This window comes from Corynebacterium sp. HMSC074C01 (assembly GCF_001814605.1).
GTDB lineage: Bacteria > Actinomycetota > Actinomycetes > Mycobacteriales > Mycobacteriaceae > Corynebacterium.
Window position 1 is genome coordinate 69,982 of the sequence record NZ_KV817301.1, and the last position, 17,983, is coordinate 87,964.

Below are 17,983 nucleotides of genomic sequence, written 5' to 3' on the forward strand. Positions count from 1 at the left end.
GTCCGGCACGCCTCCTAGACTGAGCCATACACTGTTCAGAACAGACCCCAACGAGAAGACCGCTCAAGAGAAAGGACTGCGCGTGAACCAACCGGCCAATTCCGCGGAGACTCCGTGGCCAGTCGGCAAGGTCAATGACCAAGTCAAAGGCTGGATCGAACGCCTCGGCTTCCTCTGGGTGGAGGGGCAAATTACCCAGCTGAACATGAAGCCGACGTGGAAACTCTCCTACATCACGCTGCGTGACGTCGAGCAGGAAAAGTCTGTTCAGTTGACGTGCAACACCTCGCTCATCCGCAATGCTCCCTCACCGCTCAAAGATGGCGACCGCGTCGTGGTGTACGGCAAGCCTGCCTTCTACGCTGGGCGCGGAAGCTTCTCCCTGTGGGTGACCGAGATCCGTCACGTCGGCATCGGTGATCTCCTCGCTCGGGTGGAAATGCTGCGCCAGAAGCTGCGCCAGGAGGGCCTGTGCGATCCCTCGCGCAAGTTTCCGCTTCCCTACCTGCCCAAGAAGATCGGCCTCATCACCGGTCGCGGCTCCCACGCCGAGCGCGATGTCCTGTCTGTGGCACAGGACCGCTGGCCGGCGGTCCAGTTCAACGTCATCAATACTGCGGTGCAGGGAGCCACGGCTGTTACCCAGGTGATTGACGCCCTGCGGACTCTCGACGCGGACCCAGAAGTCGATGTCATCATCATCGCTCGCGGCGGCGGTTCAGTGGAGGATCTCCTCCCCTTCTCCGAGGAGGCACTCCAGCGCGCCGTAGCGGAGGCTCGCACTCCTGTCGTTTCCGCCATCGGCCACGAACCGGATCACCCGGTGCTTGATGATGTCGCAGATCTCCGCGCCGCCACCCCCACCGATGCGGCCAAGCGTGTCGTGCCCTCCGCCGCCGAGGAATACGCGCTGATCTCCGAAGCACGCTCGCGCATGGCGGCAGCGCTGCGCGGCTGGGTGGACCGGGAGCGCCGCGGACTCGAAAACATCCGCTCCCGCCCGGTTCTTGCAGATCCGATGGTGCCGATCAACGCACGCCGCGAGGAGCTGGAGCGAAATCTCGCGCTGATCCGCCGGGTGATGAGCCACCAGCTGGACCGCGAAACTAACCAGGTAGCCTCGTTGCGTGCTCGGGTCTCCGCCTTAGGCCCCTCGGCCACCCTCGAACGCGGCTATGCCATCGTGCAGGTCCTTCCGCGCGATGGCAGCGGTCCGGAGGTCGTCACGAGCTACACGCAATCACCACCGGGTTCGCAACTGCGCATACGTGTGGGCGATGGCTCGATCACCGCTGCTGCAATGGCTTCTCAGGCCGCAGATTAAACAGAACACCTAATAGGTAAAACGAATCATACAAGAGAAAGAAGATACTTCACCTCATGACTGACACGATTGGCGCCGGCCAGCCCGGCCAGGACGCGTTCCCGCCGGTGGAAGAGCTGAGCTATGAGCAGGCTCGTGATGAGCTCATTGAAACAGTGAAAATCCTCGAGCTAGGACAGATGGGACTGGATGAATCCCTCAAGTACTGGGAGCGCGGCGAGGCCCTAGCTAAGGCCTGCGAGGCGCATCTCGACGGCGCTTCGAAGCGCGTAGAGGAGGCTCTCCGAAAGAACGCAGAGGGCACCGATAGTGCAGCACACAACGAAGAAGCAGGAGAAGACTAAATGAAGATTTACGGCTACCCGGGAAATCGCGTGGACTTCGTCTCCAAGTCAGGCGGAGCAGGGTCCATGGTCTTTGGTGATTCGCGCCAGCTCGCCGAAGAATTCTTCGGCCCCCCGCACACCGCGAATGGCGAAGAGATCAGTTACTTCTCCGGCTCCATTGTTCTGCGCTTTAGCGAGAATAGGCTCAGCGAGATCGCCGTCTTCCCCGGCAAGTCCCTCCATGAGAAGGTGGATGTATACCTCGGCAAGACGCGTCTGAGCGGCCTCGATCCAGAGTCCCTCACTAGCGCCGCTGGAGATTCGGTCGAGGTGGAATGGGACGGAACCACGCTGCAGAGCGTAACCTTCCGCTAAGCAGCGGAGCTTACTCGCTGATGACGCTTCCATCCTCAGCGATCTGGAGTGGCTCGGCCTCAGTGAATGCGGTCAGGGCTGCTTCATAGTCGGCGTCGGAGGCGGAGCCGGTGAGGACGAGGCGGGCATCACCCAAGTCGGTAATCCACAGCGGGCGCACGTCTTTGTCATCGCTGCTTAAGATTTCCACGTCCTGACCCGCTACCTCACGCCGCTCAGAGTTAGCACGATAGTTGGAGTCATAAGCCGCGGGGACATCGCTAAGCGCTACCTGCGTCTGCGCCGACTCGACATAGCCTTCATTGGTGGTCAGCCAGCTCACCACGGCAGCGGATTCGCCGCCCATCTGCTTGCGCCGAGCCGCGGTGGGCTGCCAGCCCTCCGGCATGACCGGCTCCCTAATGACGGCCCCACTGCCGCGCGCTTCCATTTCCAGGAAGGTAGCGGCATCCACGTTTTGCACGGGCCCCGACTTCTCCGGATTGATGGAGCACAATCCCGTTGCCCCGACCGCGAGGAACATCATGATGAGGATGACGCCCACCGTCAAGGTGATATCGCGCGCGTCCTCAAAAATCTTTGGTTTATCTTCAGATGCCACCCGCCCAGTATGTCACGCCGCCTCCGCCACACGCGACAGCGACCTCCGACCTGCCCTTTTGACGGCACCTACCCCCGATTCCCACTTCTGGGGGAGGCATTCGGGCTTGGATGCGCGGGAAAAGTGGAAGAATGGAATTTGTATTCCGGGTTGTCCCCCACCCGGGCCGAGCCACCTGAAAAGAAAGGGACTAATCACACATGTCTGATAACACGTCTTATATCCCCGACCGCAACCTAGCCATGGAGCTGGTGCGTGTCACCGAGGCGGCAGCGCTCGCCTCGGGTCGCTGGGTTGGCCGTGGACAGAAGAATGAGGGTGACGGCGCCGCGGTGGATGCTATGCGCAAGCTCATCAACTCCGTCGAGATGAACGGCGTCGTCGTCATCGGCGAGGGCGAGAAGGATGAAGCCCCCATGCTGTTCAACGGCGAGAAGGTCGGCACCGGCCAGGGCGCCGAGATGGACATCGCCGTCGACCCGGTTGACGGCACCCGTCTGATGGCTGAAGGCCGCCCGAACGCTATTTCTGTCATCGCTGCTGCCGAGCGCGGCACGATGTACGACCCGTCCGCTGTCTTCTACATGAAGAAGATTGCTGTCGGCCCCGAGGCAGTCGGTGCCATCGACCTCAACGAGTCGGTCGAATGGAACGTGAAGTCGGTGGCTAAGGCCAAGGGCATCAAGCCAGCTGACCTGACCGTCGTCGTTCTCGACCGTCCGCGCCACGATGACCTCATCCGTCAGATCCGCGAGGCCGGTGCCAAGGTTCGCCTCATCATGGACGGTGACGTCGCAGGCGCCATCGCCACCTGTCAGGACAGCAACTCCATCGACATCATGATGGGCATCGGCGGCACCCCAGAGGGCATCATCACCGCCTGCGCCATGAAGTGCATGGGCGGAGAAATTCAGGGCAAGCTGTGGCCCAAAGATGAGGAGGAAGCCGAGAAGGCTCGCAAGGCTGGCCACGACCTCGACCGCGTCCTCACCACCAACGACTTGGTCTCCTCTGAGAACTGCTACTTCGCCGCTACCGGCGTGACCAATGGCGATATGCTCCGCGGTGTCTCTTATCGCCCGAACGGTGCCACCACCCGCTCTCTGGTCATGCGCTCCAAGTCCGGCACCATCCGCTACGTCGACTCCATCCATAAGCTGGCTAAGCTGCAGGAATACTCCGTGGTGGACTACACCAACCCCCACGATAAGGAAAGCTAGTCCGCTTTCCTACGAAGAGTGCTACGGTAGCGGTCAATGCCGTGCCACGGCACACATAGCGAACCCCTCAAATCTCATCTCACAGAAAAGGTGACTTCATGACTGAATACCGCATCGAACACGACACCATGGGCGAAGTTAAGGTTCCGGTCGACGCCCTGTGGCGTGCCCAGACCCAGCGCGCTGTGGAGAACTTCCCGATCTCCGGCCGCGGTCTCGAAGATGCTCAGATTCGCGCTCTCGGCCTACTCAAGGCTGCCTGCGCTCAGGTGAACAAGGACTCCGGCAAGCTGGATGCAGAGAAGGCTGACGCCATCATCGCTGCCGCCACCGAGATTGCGGAGGGCAAGCACAACGATGCTTTCCCGATTGACGTCTTCCAGACCGGCTCCGGTACCTCCTCCAACATGAACACCAACGAGGTCATCGCTTCCATCGCCCACAAGAACGGCGTGGAGATTCACCCGAATGACCACGTGAACATGGGCCAGTCCTCCAACGACACCTTCCCCACTGCAACCCACGTTGCGGCAACCGAAGCTGCCGTTAATGACCTCATTCCGGGCCTCAAGGTCCTGCACGATTCCCTGCTGGCCAAGGCCAAGGAATTCGCTGATGTGGTCAAGTCCGGCCGTACCCACCTGATGGACGCCACCCCGGTCACCCTGGGCCAGGAGTTTGGCGGCTACGCTCGCCAAATCGAGCTTGGTATTGAGCGCGTCGAAGCTACCCTGCCGCGCTTGGGTGAACTGGCTATCGGCGGCACCGCTACCGGTACCGGCCTGAACACCGACGCTGAATTTGGCGGCAAGGTCACCGAGGAGCTCAAGAAGCTCACCGGCATCGATCAGCTCTCCGAGGCCAAGAACCACTTCGAGGCTCAGGCTGCACGCGATGCTCTCGTTGAGTTCTCCGGCGCCATGCGCACCGTGGCTATCTCCCTCAACAAGATTGCCAACGACATTCGCATGATGGGCTCCGGCCCGCTGACCGGCCTTGCGGAGATCCACCTCCCGGATCTGCAGCCGGGCTCCTCCATCATGCCGGGTAAGGTCAACCCGGTTCTGAGCGAGGCCGCCACCATGGTGGTCAGCCAGGTCATCGGCAACGACGCTGCTGTTGCTTTCGGCGGCTCCAACGGCCACTTCGAGCTCAACGTTTACATCCCGATGATGGCCCGCAATGTTCTCGAGTCCTCCCGCCTGCTGGCCAATGTTTCCCGCGTCTTCGCTGAGAAGTGCGTTGACGGCATCGAGGCCAACGAGGAGCGCATGAAGAAGTTTGCGGAGTCCTCCACCTCCATCGTGACCCCGCTGAACTCCAAGATTGGCTACGAGAACGCCGCCAAGGCAGCTAAGCACGCTCTGCACGAGAAGATTACTGTCCGCGAGGCAGTCATCGACCTCGGCTTCGTCGACGGCGAGAACCTCACCGAGGAGGAGCTCGATGAGCGCCTCAACGTTCTCACCATGACCAACCGCGACCGCGACAACTTCTAAGCTCGCTTTCGTCCACGCCGCCGCTCTCCTTCGGGAGGGCGGCTTCGCCGTTTTCCCATCCACCCCGCTGGGCCAACAACAGGGCGGGGTAGCCAAACTGCCCGATCTGCCAAAGTTATAGCCTCAAGATCTGGCAATAACTTCGTCAACTAGGGCAGTTTTGGGCTTGAGAGTTTCTTTCCTAGCCATCACTTCACGCCCTCCGCGCTCACGGCGAGCCTTAACCAGCCACAGCCCACGCTGCCGGTGGGCGCGAAGGTCGGATTGCTGTTCTTATCTCCTTTCCTGTGCGCCGCGCCATAAAAATCGTCCCACCATCATGAGAATCACCAGCTTTGCACTTGGTGCAAACTTGCACTGGGTGTAGCATTGCACTCCGTGCAAGAAGAACTGTCATTACGCGAGCAAAAACGCCTGAAAACTCGCCTACGCATAGAGGATGCTGCCACCCTCTTGGTAGACGAGCACGGCTTTGCTGCAGTTACGGTGGAGGAGATTTGTGAGAAGGCCGGGATTTCTCGGCGCACCTTCTTTAACTATTTCGATTCCAAGGACTCAGCCGTCTTGGGCAACCCCAGCCAAGAGTTCTCCCAGGAGCAGAAGAGCTACCTGCTCGAAACTCCCACGGAGAACCTCTTCAAGCTGGCCGTAGACCTCATCAAGGAACACCTCATTGGGCAGCACGCCAATAGGGACATTGCTGAGCGACGCCGCCGTATCTCCCGCGATGCGGACGCAGCGGCGGCGTCCTTAAGCAGAAAGCGTGCCAAATCCAACGAAGTCCTTGAGCTTCTCACCCAGCGGCTGGAGAAGGAACCAACGCTAAAGACCATGCCGGATGTCTCCCCGCACACGGAGGCACTCCTCATTGCTGCCACCATCCGTGAGGCTTTTTGGTTGGCCACCTCCTCGCCAGACTTCAGCTGCGCTATCCCCTTTGAGCAGCGCTTTGATTCCGCACTCACACTCATCAACAACTATTCGAAAGGACTTTCATGGTAGCTACCGCGAAACCGTCAGTGGCCCACACTGACAACGGCAAGCCGGAAAACAACCTTGCCCTCGTCTTCTCTGCCCTTGTGCTCACCATGTTGATGAGCTCTTTGGGGCAAATGATTTTCGCCTCCGCCCTCCCCACCATCGTCGGCGAGCTCGGTGGTGTCGACCACATGAGCTGGGTTATCTCCGCCTTCCTGGTCACCATGACCATTGCTATGCCTATCTCCGGCAAGCTCGGTGACATGATGGGCCGCAAGTGGCTCTACATCGGAGGTATTGCCACCTTCGTCATCGGCTCCACCGTGGGCGGCTTCGCCAATTCTATGAACCTGCTCATCATCGGCCGTGCCATTCAAGGCTTCGGCGCCGGATTCATGATGATCTCCTCCCAGTCCATCATCGCGGAGGTCACCACGGCACGTGAGCGCGGCAAGTTCATGGGCATCATGGGCGGCGTTTTCGGCCTGTCCTCCGTCCTCGGCCCAGTCCTTGGCGGCTGGTTCACTGATGGTCCAGGCTGGCGCTGGGGCCTGTGGATGAATATTCCCATTGGTCTGCTCGCCATGACTGTGTGCGTGCTCGTTCTGCACCTGCGCGTCGGCGATACTGATCTGCGCAAGTTTGATGCCTTGGGAGCCACCTTCATCGCTATCACTACCGCCTCGCTCATCCTCATGACCACCTGGGGCGGCACCCAGTATGAGTGGTCGGATCCCATCATTCTGACCTTGGCCGTGATCGTTGTGATTGGTGCTGTCATCACGGTCTTCGTCGAGAAGCGGGCCAAGGAACCCCTGATCCCAGTGCTGCTGTTTAAGAACCGCAACATGGTTCTCACGACGGCAGCTGGCATGGTGCTGGGCTTGGCTATGTTCGGCGTGCTGGGCTACATGCCGACTTACCTGCAGATGGTGCACACCCTAACGCCGACCAAGGCGGGTCTCATGATGATCCCGATGATGCTCGGCATGATCGGTACTTCCACCACCGTTGGGTTCGTCATCGCCCGCACCGGCCACTACAAGCGCTACCCCATCATTGGCCTCGCAATTACGGCAGGCGCTCTGTTCTGGATGTCGAAGCTGACTGTGGACACCTCCCTGACTCAGCTTGGAGCCGAGTTCCTCGTCTTCGGCATCGGCCTCGGCTTCGTCATGCAGGTGCTCGTTCTCATCGTTCAGAACTCTTTCCCCGTGGCGCTGGTGGGTACCGCAACGGCGGCTAACAACTTTTTCCGCCAGATTGGTTCCGCCATGGGTGCGTCCTTGGTGGGCTCGCTGTTCATCCACAACATGAAGGATGAGTTGGCTGCCAATATGCCGGCTGCTATTGCCTCCATGGGCAATGCCGGTGCACCCTTTGCGGAAAAGTTCAGCGCCGAGGGCGGCGGTTCCTCTAGCCTGACCCCGTCGATGGTGGCACAGCTTCCTGACCCAATCCGCGACGTTATCCTCAATGCCTACAACGACGGACTCACCCCAGTCATCCTGCTTATGGTCCCGATGGCCATCATCGCTCTCCTGCTCATCCTGCCGATACGGGAGGAGCACCTCAAGGAGACCATCGATTAGAGCACTCCCCCAAGGTCTCAGCAACAAGAAATCCTCGCTACGAATACTCACGTAGCGAGGATTTTCTCGTAACACAGTGCCTAGCGCAGGATTCCTAGCTGGCGCGCCACCTGCGCGGCCACACCGATAAGTGGCCAGCAGGCCGGCAATGATGCCCACACTGGTCGCAGTGCCTCCGGACCACTCATAACGCGGGATAATTACTTTCTCTTCTGGTTGGCTTCTGCCTTCTTCTCTTCCGGCTTCGGAAGGAGCAGCTCATAGACATCGGTATCGCGCCACTGGCCGGCTAGCTCACCATAAGTCATCTTTGCCATGTGCGAGTAGGTACCCACCTTGACGAAGCCGCGGGACTTGTGGAGACCAGCGGAACCTTCGTTCTCCGGGAAAATCCACGAATGGATGGCCCACTTGTGCAGGTCACGGCAGACCTCGATGAGCTGATCCAGCAAAGCACCACCGATACCCCTGCCCTGGGCTTCCTTGCTCAGGTAGATGGAATCCTCCACCACTCCGTGGAACACGGTCCGAGTGGACGCCTGCGCAGCGCAGACCCAACCGAGAACCTTCGAGTCATCGTCTTCCTCAACAGCGACGAAGACGGACGACATAATCTTGACGTTCTTAAATTCCTCGAAGGTCAACGAGCGGGTCTCGTAGGTGGCGTGACCAGTGTTAAGGCCCTGCTCATAGATTTCCCGCATTTGCGGATAGTCCGCAGCGTTGAAGGGCCGGATGCGGAAATCCTTCTTCTTGTCTTTCGCGTTGTCGCTCATGGAACAATTATTACTGAGCGCACTGCGTTAATGCCAAGCTGAGAGCAGGCAGATCGCCATTCGCGAACGCGTTAATTCTCACCCTCCAACAAATCGGTGACGAGCTCTGCAATGGCAGAGCGCTCAGAGCGCTGCAGGGTCACATGCGCAAAGAGCTCATGCCCCTTGAGTTTCTCAATGACTGCCTGCACACCATCGTGGCGACCAACGCGCAAGTTATCGCGCTGGGCAACATCATGCGTGAGCACCACACGGGAGCCGCGGCCCAACCGCGACAGGACAGTCAGCAGCACATTGCGCTCGAGCGACTGGGCCTCGTCGACGATGACAAAGGAATCATGCAAGCTGCGGCCGCGGATATGGGTCAGCGGGAGAACTTCCAAGAGGCCGCGGTCTTGGACTTCCTCCATGACGTTGTCGGATACCAAGCCTTCCAGGGTGTCATACACGGCCTGCGCCCATGGGTTCATCTTCTCGCTCTCAGAGCCTGGCAGGTACCCCAAGGACTGCCCGCCCACCGCATACATCGGGCGGAACACCACGATGCGGCGGTGCTCGCCACGTTCCAGCACTGCTTCCAAGCCAGCACACAACGCCAGCGCGGACTTACCCGTGCCCGCTCGGCCGCCGATGGACATGATGCCCACGGAAGGATCTACTAAGAGATCCAACGCAACGCGCTGCTCGGCGGAACGGCCTTGCAGGCCGAAGACGTTGGTATCCCCGCGCACCAACCGCACGGTGCCCTCAGGCGTCATGCGTCCCAGTGCTGACTGCCCGCCTGCCTGCAGCGTCACGCCACAGTGCACCGGCAGGTCTTCGACGCGGGTGCCGGCGGTGGTCACGGAGCCGTCGATAAGCACCTCGCCCTCCCCGTAGAGTTTATCGATGACCTCGGAACTGGTGGGCACGGTGGCCATGCCGGTGTAGCCGGTGAGCACAACGTCCTGTGCATGGTACTCATCGGCCTGCAGGCCCACAGCGCCAGCCTTGACACGTAGCGGAACGTCCTTGGTCACCAGAACGGTGTCCTTCCCCTCGTGCTGGAGGTTGAGCGCGCACGCGAGGATTCGGTGGTCCCCCTCCGGCCCACGGAAGGCTACCGGCAGCAGGGATTGGTCCTGGTGGTTAAGCTCCACGCGCAGTGTTCCGCCCGCGGCATTGACGGGCAGCGGTTGGTCTAGAGCTTCATAAGTGGCGCGGAGGTCCTCCAAAAAGCGAAGAGCTTGGCGGGCGAACCAGCCAAGCTCCGGGTGATGACGTTTTCCTTCCAACTCAGAGATAACGACGATGGGCAGCACCACATCGTGCTCTGCGAATTTACGCAACGCCCAGGGGTCGGAGAGAAGGACGGAGGTATCGATGACATAGGTCTTGGTTGCCACAGCGGCCTCGTGCGGCTGCTCGGTCAGGACGGAAGGATTGGTCATAGCGGCAGGGTTCTCCCTTGTTATGCCCGCCCCAACTCATCGACCTGGGAGGGCATGGTGAAGCTGGTGATTGTCGGACTGCCCGGAGACTGCACTTAACCTCCGGACACCGTCCACGCTAGAGAGTGAAGGTTGAAATTACATGGGTGCAAGATGAACAGTATTAAAACGGCATTCACCGCAGTCACACCATTCCCACGAGTTGGGAGCCGTTTTTAGCGAAGCCGTGACCATGGAAAACAGAAACAGGCTCCGCACCGTTCTATCAGTGCGGAGCCTGTCTTAAAAGCTCAACGGGTGACTATTCCCGCTTTATAGCTCTGAGTCTTTAGTTGATCGTGGCCTCGTACTCGCCGGACTCACCCTGCAGCCAGGAGATAGTGCCGTTGGTGAACTCCTGTACCCAACCGTTGCCCTCGGCCTGCTCCGGGGCAGTCGGCAGGCCAACCTTGCTCTCAAGGCCGCCTTCCTCGGTCCAGGTCTCGGCGATCTTGCCAATAATCGGCTGGGTGCCTTCACCCTCAGCGAATGCCAGCAGCTTGTCCTTGGCAAAGGTCGCAACGCTGCCCTTGTCGGTGGTCTCGATGGACTCCGGGTCGCCCCACTCAGCAGCCTTCTCCTTGATGGCCTGAGCGAAGTCAGCAGGGACCTCTACATCACCATTGGCGGTGGATACGCTCTCCTTGTCACCCTCGGCGCCAGCCTCAGAGTCAGCGGAGTCTGATTCAGAGGAGTCAGCACCCTCAGCATCGGAAGGATCCGCGGACTCGGAGTCCTTCATGGAATCCTTGGCGTCCTGAGCGGCAGAGCCGGCAGCATCGGTAGCGTCGGACGCGGCGGACTGTGCGGCGTCGCCAGCCTCCTTAGCGGCATCCTCAGCATCCGAGCAAGCAACGACGCCTAGGGACAGGGTGGCGGCGGCGATACCAGCAGCGAAACGACGAGTCATCTTCTTCATTCTTAGGCCTTTCTCTTCTAGTTGAGCACTGTTCTAAGTACTTTTGTTGAGAACGAAGCCCACCGTAGGCATAGCCAGCACGTCTTGCCACCATCCAGCCTATGATTTGACAACAAAGAGGTTTCTTTATCTACGTTTCCGCTGTTGAGAACCCTTATATCTTTTCGGTAACGGTTTGAAAATCGAGCCCTTTTGAGACTTTCCTTGGGCCCTTCTGCGTTCTTGCTTAGCCTTTGCTTTATCGCGCGCACTGCGCTTCTCAGCAGTGTTGCGGGAGGAATTCCGCGTCCTTCCCTTGGCCACCCCGACGAAGTCCTGAATCTCGTCGCCATCGTCAGCCCGGCGCCACACCAAAGCGATCTCCGTGCGCGCAACGGAAGGGTCCTCCAGCCCAAGTGCGACTACCTGCTTCTTGCTCAGCACCTTCAGCAGGGGGCGAGGTGCGATGGCCACGCCCACGTTGGCTGCCACAATCTGGAGGGCGGTGCGCAGCGCGGGAACGTCGACGCTGCCGTCCTGCGCAATCCGGTAGTTCACGATCTCTTCGGCGACGTCCTCTGGTGAAATGTCCTCCCCCACCTCCGCGTAGACCGAGTCTTTCGGCACCGCAATACCAGGCGCCTCCTCATAAAGACGGACCACATGGAAGCTGTCATCAACCCGCGAATCTGGCAGGCGGGTCAGCGCGAGGTCTGCCTCATGCGCGAGAAGAACCGCCATCGCATCATCGGCGTCGACGGTCACCAGGGACTCGGGAGAATGCGAGTCACGGTAGCGGCGAAACCACTTACCGGGTTCTGTACCAGTGGAAAAGACAAGGCGGAGCATGCACCTCATACTACGGTGCTGCTAGCGTGGTGAGCGTGACTGATACCCCAAATAATGAAACCCCGACCACCGAAACCCAGCAGCCTTCCGGTACCGCCATGCGCGCGCAAACCGCGGCCAAGAAGCTGGGCATCTACCTGCCGGCCACCCCGGAGGAGTTTCAAGCCAACGCAGTAACCCACGCGCAACTGCGCGACTTGCAGGAGAATCCGCCGGAATGGCTCGCTAACCTGCGCCGAGAAGGCCCGCATCCGCGCCCAGTGGTGGCACAGAAGCTGGGGATCTCCGTGACCGCGCTGAAGAAGAACGAGATGGACCGCCCTCTCACCACCGCGGAAATTAAAGAACTCCTCAGCGCAATGCCCGAGTGGCTCGAGGCCGCCCGGAAAGCTCACGCTGAGGAGCGTTCGGAAGCTTAGACCAACTTCCAGTCTTCGAGGCCGTCGTAGAGCGGGAAGTCCGCGGCGACCTTCTCCACGCGGGCGCGCAGCTTGGCGACGTCCGCGTTCTTGCCGTTTGCCAGTGCGGTACCGATGACATCGGCTACCTCGGTGAAGGCCGCCGCGTCGAGGCCGCGGGTAGCCAAGGCCGGGGTACCGATGCGCAGGCCGGAGGTGACCATCGGCGGGCGCGGATCATTCGGAACCGCATTGCGGTTCACGGTGATGCCGACCTCGTGGAGAAGGTCCTCCGCCTGCTGGCCATCGAGCTCGGAGTTGCGCAGGTCCGCCAGGACGAGGTGCACGTCGGTGCCGCCGGTGAGGACTTCGACACCTGCCTTGGTGCAATCCTCAGCGGTCAGGCGCTCAGCCAGAATGCGAGCACCTTCCAGGGTGCGTTCCTGGCGCTCCTTGAACTCCTCGGTGGCCGCAATCTTGAGGGCGATAGCCTTTGCCGCGATGACGTGCATGAGCGGACCACCCTGCTGCCCCGGGAAGACGTTGGAGTTGATCTTCTTGGCAAAGTCCTGCTTGGCCAAGATAATTCCGGAGCGCGGGCCACCAAGCGTCTTGTGCACGGTGGAGGACACAACATCGGAGTGCGGCACCGGTGAAGGGTGCAGACCGGCGGCCACGAGGCCTGCGAAGTGCGCCATATCCGTCCACAGGTAGGCGCCGACCTCATCAGCGATGGAGCGGAAGTCCTCAAAGTCAATGGTGCGCGGGTAGGCGGACCAACCTGCAATGATTACCTGCGGCTTCTCAGCCAGAGCCTGCTCGCGCACCTTATCCATGTCGAGGCGCATGGTTTCCGGGTCAACCTCGTACGCGGCAACGTCGTAAAGCTTGCCGGAGAAGTTCAGCTTCATACCGTGGGTCAGGTGACCGCCATGCGCCAAGGACAGGCCCATGATCTTGTCACCTGGCTGGATCAGCGAGGCCAGCACAGCAGCGTTGGCCTGCGCACCGGAGTGCGGCTGGACGTTGGCAAAATCGGCGCCAAACAGCGCCTTGGCGCGATCGCGTGCCAGGTCCTCCACGACGTCGACGTGCTCGCAGCCGCCGTAGTAGCGGCGTCCCGGGTAGCCCTCTGCGTACTTGTTGGTGAGAACAGAGCCCTGTGCCTGCAGAACCGCGCGGGGGACGAAGTTCTCCGAAGCAATCATCTCGAGGGTATCGCGCTGACGAGCAATCTCACCGGAGATAGCATCGAAGACCTCGGGGTCAAGATCGCGCATCTCCTGGTAGCGCACGTCTGAATTGTTCGTAGTCGTCATGAAAGCGTGGTGTCCCTTCCTAAAGATGGTCAAGATCGCCAGCAGTGCCCGCTCGCAGCACAACACCACCGGCTTTAAAAATCGCCGAAGCTAGTTCTACATCCTAACGCCCGCATCCCCCGCGCGGGGGCCTCTAGGAATCTTTTCATTCGGGGCAATTGCACTAGGCGCCTGATGCAGTGCGACAATAGTCGGCATGGCGCGAATGACCGATGCGAGCCCGTACCTCGATTTTGACCGTGATACGTGGCGTGCCCTGCGTAAATCCATGCCACAGGTGCTCACGGCAAACGAGGTGGAAAAACTCCGCGGCATCGGTGACCGCATCGACCTCACCGAGGTAGCAGAGGTTTACCTCCCTCTTTCGCGTCTCATTCATATGCAGGTGGAGGCCCGGCAAAAACTCACCGCGGCCACCGAAGCCTTCTTAGGTAATCCGCCGACGCACGTGCCCTTCGTCATCGGCGTCGCCGGCTCTGTTGCCGTGGGCAAATCCACGACAGCACGCCTGCTCCAAGTGCTCCTTGAGCGCTGGGAATCCCACCCGAAGGTCGACTTGGTGACCACGGACGGCTTCCTCTACCCCACCGCCTACCTCAAAGAACACGGTCTAATGCAGCGCAAGGGCTACCCGGAGTCCTATGACCGCCGCGCGCTGATGCGTTTTGTTACCGACGTTAAGTCTGGCAAACCTCTAGTCACGGCCCCGCTCTATTCGCACGTGTCCTATGACATCGTCCCCGGGGAATTCCAGGAAGTCCGGCAGCCGGACATCCTCATCTTGGAGGGCCTCAACGTGCTGCAAACCGGCCCGACCCTCATGGTCTCCGACCTGTTCGACTTCTCTGTTTATGTGGACGCCCGAGTCGACGACATTGAGAAGTGGTACATTGACCGCTTCCTCAAGCTCCGGCACACGGCTTTCCGCGAGCCAGGTGCGCACTTCGCCTCCTTCGCGGACATGACGGATGAGGAAGCCTACGTGCAGGCCCGTGAAATCTGGCAGTCCATCAACCTGCCCAACCTCATCGAGAATATTTTGCCCACCCGGGTGCGTGCTTCCTTGGTTCTGCGCAAAGGCTCACACCACTTGGTAGATCGGGTGCGGATGCGCAAGCTGTAGCCAGCGAACTGAAATTAGCGTCCGAAGCGGCGCGAGCGCTGAGAATAATCGCGCAAGGCGCGTAGGAAATCTACCCGGCGGAAAGCAGGCCAATAGGTATCGGTAAACCAAATCTCTGAATAAGCAGCTTGCCACAGAAGGAAGCCGGAAAGGCGCTGTTCGCCGGAGGTGCGGATCACAAGATCGGGATCCGGCAAACCTTTGGTGTAGAGGTTGCCCGTGATGGCCTCCGCCGTCACGTTCTCCGCTATTTCCTCCGCGCTCAATCCCTTTTCGGCTTCGCTGCGAATGAGGCTCTGCACGGCGTCGACGATTTCTTGACGCCCACCGTAGCCCACCGCGATGTTAACGATGACGCCCTGATGATCCTCCGTGGCTTCAGCAGCGCACTGCATTTTGGCGGTAACTTGTTCAGGAAGCAGATCCAGGTGCCCCACGAGACGAATTTGGCAATCCAGGTTCCCCTGGGAGAGGTGCGTGACAACATCGGAAATGATGTCAAAGAGCAGCTGCACTTCCTGCTCGCTGCGCTTCAAATTTTCCGTCGACAACAGGTAAATAGTGACGACCTCAATGTCGGTGCCTTGGCACCAAGAGATCATCTCACTAATTTTCCGTGCCCCCTGGCGGTGACCGTGGCTAATATCCGTAAAGCCCGCCTCGCGCGCCCAGCGGCGATTGCCATCCGCCATGATTGCCACGTGGCGCGGCTGCGGTTTGTTCTTAATCTCACGCGTTAAACGCGCCTCATACAGGGGGTATAGGAGCTGGCTTAGGAACTTCACGGTGGGGAAACGTCCTCTGCGTTAAAAGATGGACTTCTTACTGTTATCGAGGATGCCGGCTTCCTTCATTGCCGCATCGACCGCCTCATCGTCGAAAGGATCAATGCCGTGATCCTGGGCGAACATGGTGCGGCGACGGAAACGCGAGTAACGGCGGTGAAAATTCCAGCCTGCGAAAAGGACGGCAACGCCCATCAGGGCAAGGATGAGCAAACCGATAGGCGAGGCCTTACCGAACTCTGGTCCTACCGGCCCGCTTTGGCTCCCCTGGGCGAGCAGGGCGACGTCATGCGCCGCGAAGTACAAAGCGTTCATGATTTAAGACTCCCCTACTTCCGGGATTCCCGCAAATAAATCATCCTCCGGCAGCGCCGTCGAAACGCGGGTCTTAGCCAACTCAAATTCCTCCGTGGGCCAATGCTCCTGTTGCACGGACACCGGCGTCGCAAGAAAGGCACCGGCCGGATCAATTTGGGTGGCGTGAGCGCGGAGAGCGTCCTCACGGTTTTGGAAGTAGTCCGCGCACTCTACCTGCGTGGTCACTCGCGCCATGATGTCACCGAAGGCGGTATCCCACCGCGCGAGCATTGGCTCATACGGGCTCACCTTTCCCTCTTCCACAAGGAGGTCGTGGAAAATCTTCATCCTTTGATACACAAAGCCGTGCGTGTAATAAAGCTTCAGCGGCTCCCACGGCTCCCCCAATTCTGGGTGGTACGCGGCATCGCCCGCTTTTTCCCACGCCAACATAGACGCCCGATAGACCATGAGATGATCCGGGTGCGGGTAGCCGCCGTTCTCGTCATAAGTAATGATGACGTGAGGGCGGAACTCACGGATAATCTCCACCAGCTCTTGGGCTACCTCATCATCTTCCTTGAGAGCAAAGCAGCCCTCAGGAAGCAGGTCCTTAATATTAGGTGCGAGTGGGTTTCCGGGAAGGCCCGAGTCCACGTGCCCAAGCCAGCGGTGTTGCACGCCCAAAGCCGCGGCCGCTTCCGCCATTTCCTCTCGACGAATACTGCCCATGTTCTCAAGGACACCAGGGCGGTCCATGGCTGGGTTGATAATATCCCCACGCTCACCACCGGTGCAGGTGACGACGAGGACCTCTGCCCCTTCCGCAGCATACTTCGCGGTTGTCGCCGCACCCTTCGAGGATTCGTCGTCAGGGTGCGCGTGAATAGCCAAAAGGCGCTTCGTACTCACTGGGTGCTACATCTCCCTACATTGCTTCTTTAAACAGACGCCCAGTCTAGTGGATACTAACTTCGCGGCGACCGTTGGATAGAATCAAACTCATGTCTGACGCCCAACCTGCTTCTCGCTCCTCACGTTCGCAGTCTCGCTACGGCTCCACGAACAGCTCTCCGCTCAAGGGAGGCTCGTGGACCAACCGGGCACTGGTATTGGCGTTTTTGGGGATGCTCGTCGCGGCCATCATCTTTGGCGTCCAGTACTTCCGCGGCCAGCAGAAGGTCAACGCAGATATATCCTATGTCACCCACGAGATTCTCTCCGATGACTCCATGCGCATTTGGGTAGACATCACGCGCAACCGCGTTGAAGAACCTGCTTATTGCATCGTGCAGGCTTTTGACTACTCCAAAGCGGAGGTCGGCCGCCGCGAATTTGCTGTGCCGGCCGGCGGCGAGTCTGCCCAGCGCGTCGCAGTGGACATCCCCACCAATCACCCGGCTGTCGCCGGTGGCGTCTACGGCTGTTCTGGAAATATTCCTTCTTATCTCGATACCAACACTATGGATACAGCGGGTGAGGCAACCGACAACTAAAAGCCCAGCTGTGCTAGTATGTTGAGCGTTCTGAATGGGCTGCGCCACCTGCACTTTTACGCCCGTTCTTTGAGAAATAAAAGTGATCATTAGAAACCGTATACGGAAGGTTGCACTATGGCTGAGCAGCAGAAGCAATACATCACCCCGGAAACCAAGGCCAAGCTCGAGGCCGAGCTGCAGGCCCTGATCGACCACCGCCCGGTCGTCGCCGCGGAAATTAATGAGCGCCGCGAGGAGGGTGACCTTAAGGAGAACGCGGGTTACGACGCCGCCCGCGAGATGCAGGACCAGGAAGAGGCCCGCATCAAGCAGATCTCCGAGGTTCTGGCTAACTCCACCACCGAGCGCACCGCCGTCCAGGAGGGCGTTGCCCACATCGGTTCGGTTGTCCACGTTTACTACAACGGTGACGAGGAGGACCGCGAGACCTTCCTCATTGGTACCCGCGCTGCTGCTTCCGACAATAAGGATCTCGAAACCTACTCTGAGCAGTCCCCGCTGGGCGCTGCCCTTCTGGGCGCTGCCGAAGGCGAGACCCGCGAGTACACCGCGCCGAACGGCAAGACCTTGTCGGTGACCGTAGTCTCCGCTGCGCCTTATGATTCCGCAAAGGCCGCAACTCCGCGCAAGTCCTAATTTATACTGCTCTTAGGTC

20 protein-coding genes are annotated in these 17,983 nt (G+C 59.8%); 11 read left to right on the forward strand and 9 right to left on the reverse strand.

The genetic code is table 11. The features are described 5' to 3' along the window. Positions 1-82: 82 nt before the first annotated feature. The 3 genes from xseA to HMPREF2978_RS11820 are packed head-to-tail and all read left to right on the forward strand — an operon-like array spanning position 83 to position 2,025. Positions 83-1,324, forward strand: a complete 1,242-nt coding sequence (gene xseA, locus HMPREF2978_RS11810; protein WP_070529101.1) for an exodeoxyribonuclease VII large subunit — start codon at positions 83-85, stop codon at positions 1,322-1,324. A gap of 56 nt (positions 1,325-1,380) precedes the next feature. Beyond that, the gene (locus HMPREF2978_RS11815) at positions 1,381-1,668 is read left to right on the forward strand and encodes an exodeoxyribonuclease VII small subunit (RefSeq protein WP_010187330.1); all 288 of its coding nucleotides are present in this window, start codon (positions 1,381-1,383) and stop codon (positions 1,666-1,668) included. After that, positions 1,669-2,025, forward strand: a complete 357-nt coding sequence (locus HMPREF2978_RS11820) for a hypothetical protein (protein ID WP_070529104.1) — start codon at positions 1,669-1,671, stop codon at positions 2,023-2,025. Between the two features lie 10 nt (positions 2,026-2,035). On the opposite strand, the gene HMPREF2978_RS11825 is transcribed toward HMPREF2978_RS11820, so the two are convergent. Beyond that, a complete protein-coding gene (locus tag HMPREF2978_RS11825) occupies positions 2,036-2,626 on the reverse strand; it encodes a DUF4245 domain-containing protein (RefSeq protein ID WP_070529106.1) in 591 nt (196 codons plus the stop codon). A gap of 200 nt (positions 2,627-2,826) precedes the next feature. On the opposite strand from HMPREF2978_RS11825, the gene glpX reads away from it, so the two are divergent. The 4 genes from glpX to HMPREF2978_RS11845 all read left to right on the forward strand — a co-directional run bounded on the left by glpX (position 2,827) and on the right by HMPREF2978_RS11845 (position 7,915). Beyond that, positions 2,827-3,846, forward strand: a complete 1,020-nt coding sequence (gene glpX / locus HMPREF2978_RS11830) for a class II fructose-bisphosphatase (protein ID WP_010187336.1) — start codon at positions 2,827-2,829, stop codon at positions 3,844-3,846. Positions 3,847-3,944: 98 nt separating this feature from the next. Then, positions 3,945-5,345, forward strand: a complete 1,401-nt coding sequence (locus tag HMPREF2978_RS11835) for a class II fumarate hydratase (RefSeq protein ID WP_070529108.1) — start codon at positions 3,945-3,947, stop codon at positions 5,343-5,345. Positions 5,346-5,723: 378 nt separating this feature from the next. Beyond that, positions 5,724-6,347, forward strand: coding sequence for a TetR/AcrR family transcriptional regulator (locus tag HMPREF2978_RS11840; protein ID WP_070745686.1), 624 nt, complete (start codon positions 5,724-5,726; stop codon positions 6,345-6,347). Then, positions 6,341-7,915: an MDR family MFS transporter gene (locus HMPREF2978_RS11845; RefSeq protein WP_070529113.1), complete on the forward strand. Its 1,575-nt coding sequence runs from the start codon at positions 6,341-6,343 to the stop codon at positions 7,913-7,915. The genes HMPREF2978_RS11840 and HMPREF2978_RS11845 overlap by 7 nt, the downstream gene beginning before the upstream one ends. Positions 7,916-8,115: 200 nt before the next feature. On the opposite strand, the gene HMPREF2978_RS11850 is transcribed toward HMPREF2978_RS11845, so the two are convergent. The 4 genes from HMPREF2978_RS11850 to HMPREF2978_RS11865 form a co-directional block, all read right to left on the reverse strand. Next, positions 8,116-8,691 (reverse strand): GNAT family N-acetyltransferase, encoded by a 576-nt coding sequence (locus HMPREF2978_RS11850; RefSeq protein WP_010187346.1) that lies wholly within the window; start codon positions 8,689-8,691, stop codon positions 8,116-8,118. A gap of 71 nt (positions 8,692-8,762) precedes the next feature. Beyond that, positions 8,763-10,121, reverse strand: coding sequence for a PhoH family protein (locus HMPREF2978_RS11855; RefSeq protein ID WP_070529116.1), 1,359 nt, complete (start codon positions 10,119-10,121; stop codon positions 8,763-8,765). Between the two features lie 328 nt (positions 10,122-10,449). Further along, the gene (locus tag HMPREF2978_RS11860; protein ID WP_246818776.1) at positions 10,450-11,070 is read right to left on the reverse strand and encodes an LGFP repeat-containing protein; all 621 of its coding nucleotides are present in this window, start codon (positions 11,068-11,070) and stop codon (positions 10,450-10,452) included. A gap of 135 nt (positions 11,071-11,205) precedes the next feature. After that, on the reverse strand, positions 11,206-11,907 hold the full coding sequence (locus tag HMPREF2978_RS11865; RefSeq protein WP_070529121.1) for a LysR family transcriptional regulator substrate-binding protein: 702 nt from the start codon (positions 11,905-11,907) through the stop codon (positions 11,206-11,208). A 98-nt stretch (positions 11,908-12,005) separates the two neighbouring features. On the opposite strand from HMPREF2978_RS11865, the gene HMPREF2978_RS11870 reads away from it, so the two are divergent. Beyond that, positions 12,006-12,326, forward strand: coding sequence for a DUF5997 family protein (locus HMPREF2978_RS11870; protein ID WP_210383661.1), 321 nt, complete (start codon positions 12,006-12,008; stop codon positions 12,324-12,326). Here the strand turns inward: HMPREF2978_RS11870 and glyA are convergent. Next, positions 12,323-13,624 carry a serine hydroxymethyltransferase gene (gene glyA, locus HMPREF2978_RS11875; protein WP_070745689.1) on the reverse strand — a complete coding sequence of 434 codons (1,302 nt, stop codon included), beginning with the start codon at positions 13,622-13,624 and terminating at the stop codon, positions 12,323-12,325. The two genes, HMPREF2978_RS11870 and glyA, sit on opposite strands and share 4 nt — an antisense overlap. 196 nt (positions 13,625-13,820) lie before the next feature. On the opposite strand from glyA, the gene coaA reads away from it, so the two are divergent. After that, positions 13,821-14,747, forward strand: coding sequence for a type I pantothenate kinase (gene coaA / locus HMPREF2978_RS11880; protein ID WP_010187363.1), 927 nt, complete (start codon positions 13,821-13,823; stop codon positions 14,745-14,747). Between the two features lie 14 nt (positions 14,748-14,761). Here the strand turns inward: coaA and HMPREF2978_RS11885 are convergent, their stop codons facing one another. From HMPREF2978_RS11885 to mca, 3 genes are read right to left on the reverse strand one after another with little or no spacing between them, the layout of a single operon-like run. After that, positions 14,762-15,532 (reverse strand): isoprenyl transferase, encoded by a 771-nt coding sequence (locus HMPREF2978_RS11885; RefSeq protein ID WP_070745691.1) that lies wholly within the window; start codon positions 15,530-15,532, stop codon positions 14,762-14,764. 21 nt (positions 15,533-15,553) lie between these two features. After that, positions 15,554-15,847, reverse strand: a complete 294-nt coding sequence (locus HMPREF2978_RS11890) for a hypothetical protein (protein WP_010187365.1) — start codon at positions 15,845-15,847, stop codon at positions 15,554-15,556. A 3-nt stretch (positions 15,848-15,850) separates the two neighbouring features. After that, a complete protein-coding gene (mca, locus tag HMPREF2978_RS11895) occupies positions 15,851-16,741 on the reverse strand; it encodes a mycothiol conjugate amidase Mca (RefSeq protein WP_070529140.1) in 891 nt (296 codons plus the stop codon). Positions 16,742-16,833: 92 nt separating this feature from the next. Between mca and HMPREF2978_RS11900 the strand changes: the two genes are divergently transcribed. After that, entirely contained in the window at positions 16,834-17,325 is a 492-nt protein-coding gene (locus HMPREF2978_RS11900; protein WP_070529142.1) for a DUF4307 domain-containing protein, read from the forward strand. A 117-nt stretch (positions 17,326-17,442) separates the two neighbouring features. After that, the gene (gene greA, locus HMPREF2978_RS11905; RefSeq protein ID WP_010187368.1) at positions 17,443-17,964 is read left to right on the forward strand and encodes a transcription elongation factor GreA; all 522 of its coding nucleotides are present in this window, start codon (positions 17,443-17,445) and stop codon (positions 17,962-17,964) included. Positions 17,965-17,983: the final 19 nt, after the last annotated feature.

Coding starts and splice junctions, on each gene's coding strand:
- coaA (WP_010187363.1), top strand. CDS start 13,821: ATGGCGCGAATGACCGATGCGAGCCCGTACCTCGATTTTGACCGTGAT.
- HMPREF2978_RS11860 (WP_246818776.1), bottom strand. CDS start 11,070: ATGACTCGTCGTTTCGCTGCTGGTATCGCCGCCGCCACCCTGTCCCTA.
- glyA (WP_070745689.1), bottom strand. CDS start 13,624: ATGACGACTACGAACAATTCAGACGTGCGCTACCAGGAGATGCGCGAT.
- HMPREF2978_RS11820 (WP_070529104.1), top strand. CDS start 1,669: ATGAAGATTTACGGCTACCCGGGAAATCGCGTGGACTTCGTCTCCAAG.
- HMPREF2978_RS11850 (WP_010187346.1), bottom strand. CDS start 8,691: ATGAGCGACAACGCGAAAGACAAGAAGAAGGATTTCCGCATCCGGCCC.
- glpX (WP_010187336.1), top strand. CDS start 2,827: ATGTCTGATAACACGTCTTATATCCCCGACCGCAACCTAGCCATGGAG.
- HMPREF2978_RS11870 (WP_210383661.1), top strand. CDS start 12,006: ATGCGCGCGCAAACCGCGGCCAAGAAGCTGGGCATCTACCTGCCGGCC.
- HMPREF2978_RS11865 (WP_070529121.1), bottom strand. CDS start 11,907: ATGCTCCGCCTTGTCTTTTCCACTGGTACAGAACCCGGTAAGTGGTTT.
- HMPREF2978_RS11845 (WP_070529113.1), top strand. CDS start 6,341: ATGGTAGCTACCGCGAAACCGTCAGTGGCCCACACTGACAACGGCAAG.
- HMPREF2978_RS11855 (WP_070529116.1), bottom strand. CDS start 10,121: ATGACCAATCCTTCCGTCCTGACCGAGCAGCCGCACGAGGCCGCTGTG.
- HMPREF2978_RS11815 (WP_010187330.1), top strand. CDS start 1,381: ATGACTGACACGATTGGCGCCGGCCAGCCCGGCCAGGACGCGTTCCCG.
- greA (WP_010187368.1), top strand. CDS start 17,443: ATGGCTGAGCAGCAGAAGCAATACATCACCCCGGAAACCAAGGCCAAG.
- HMPREF2978_RS11835 (WP_070529108.1), top strand. CDS start 3,945: ATGACTGAATACCGCATCGAACACGACACCATGGGCGAAGTTAAGGTT.
- HMPREF2978_RS11890 (WP_010187365.1), bottom strand. CDS start 15,847: ATGAACGCTTTGTACTTCGCGGCGCATGACGTCGCCCTGCTCGCCCAG.
- HMPREF2978_RS11900 (WP_070529142.1), top strand. CDS start 16,834: ATGTCTGACGCCCAACCTGCTTCTCGCTCCTCACGTTCGCAGTCTCGC.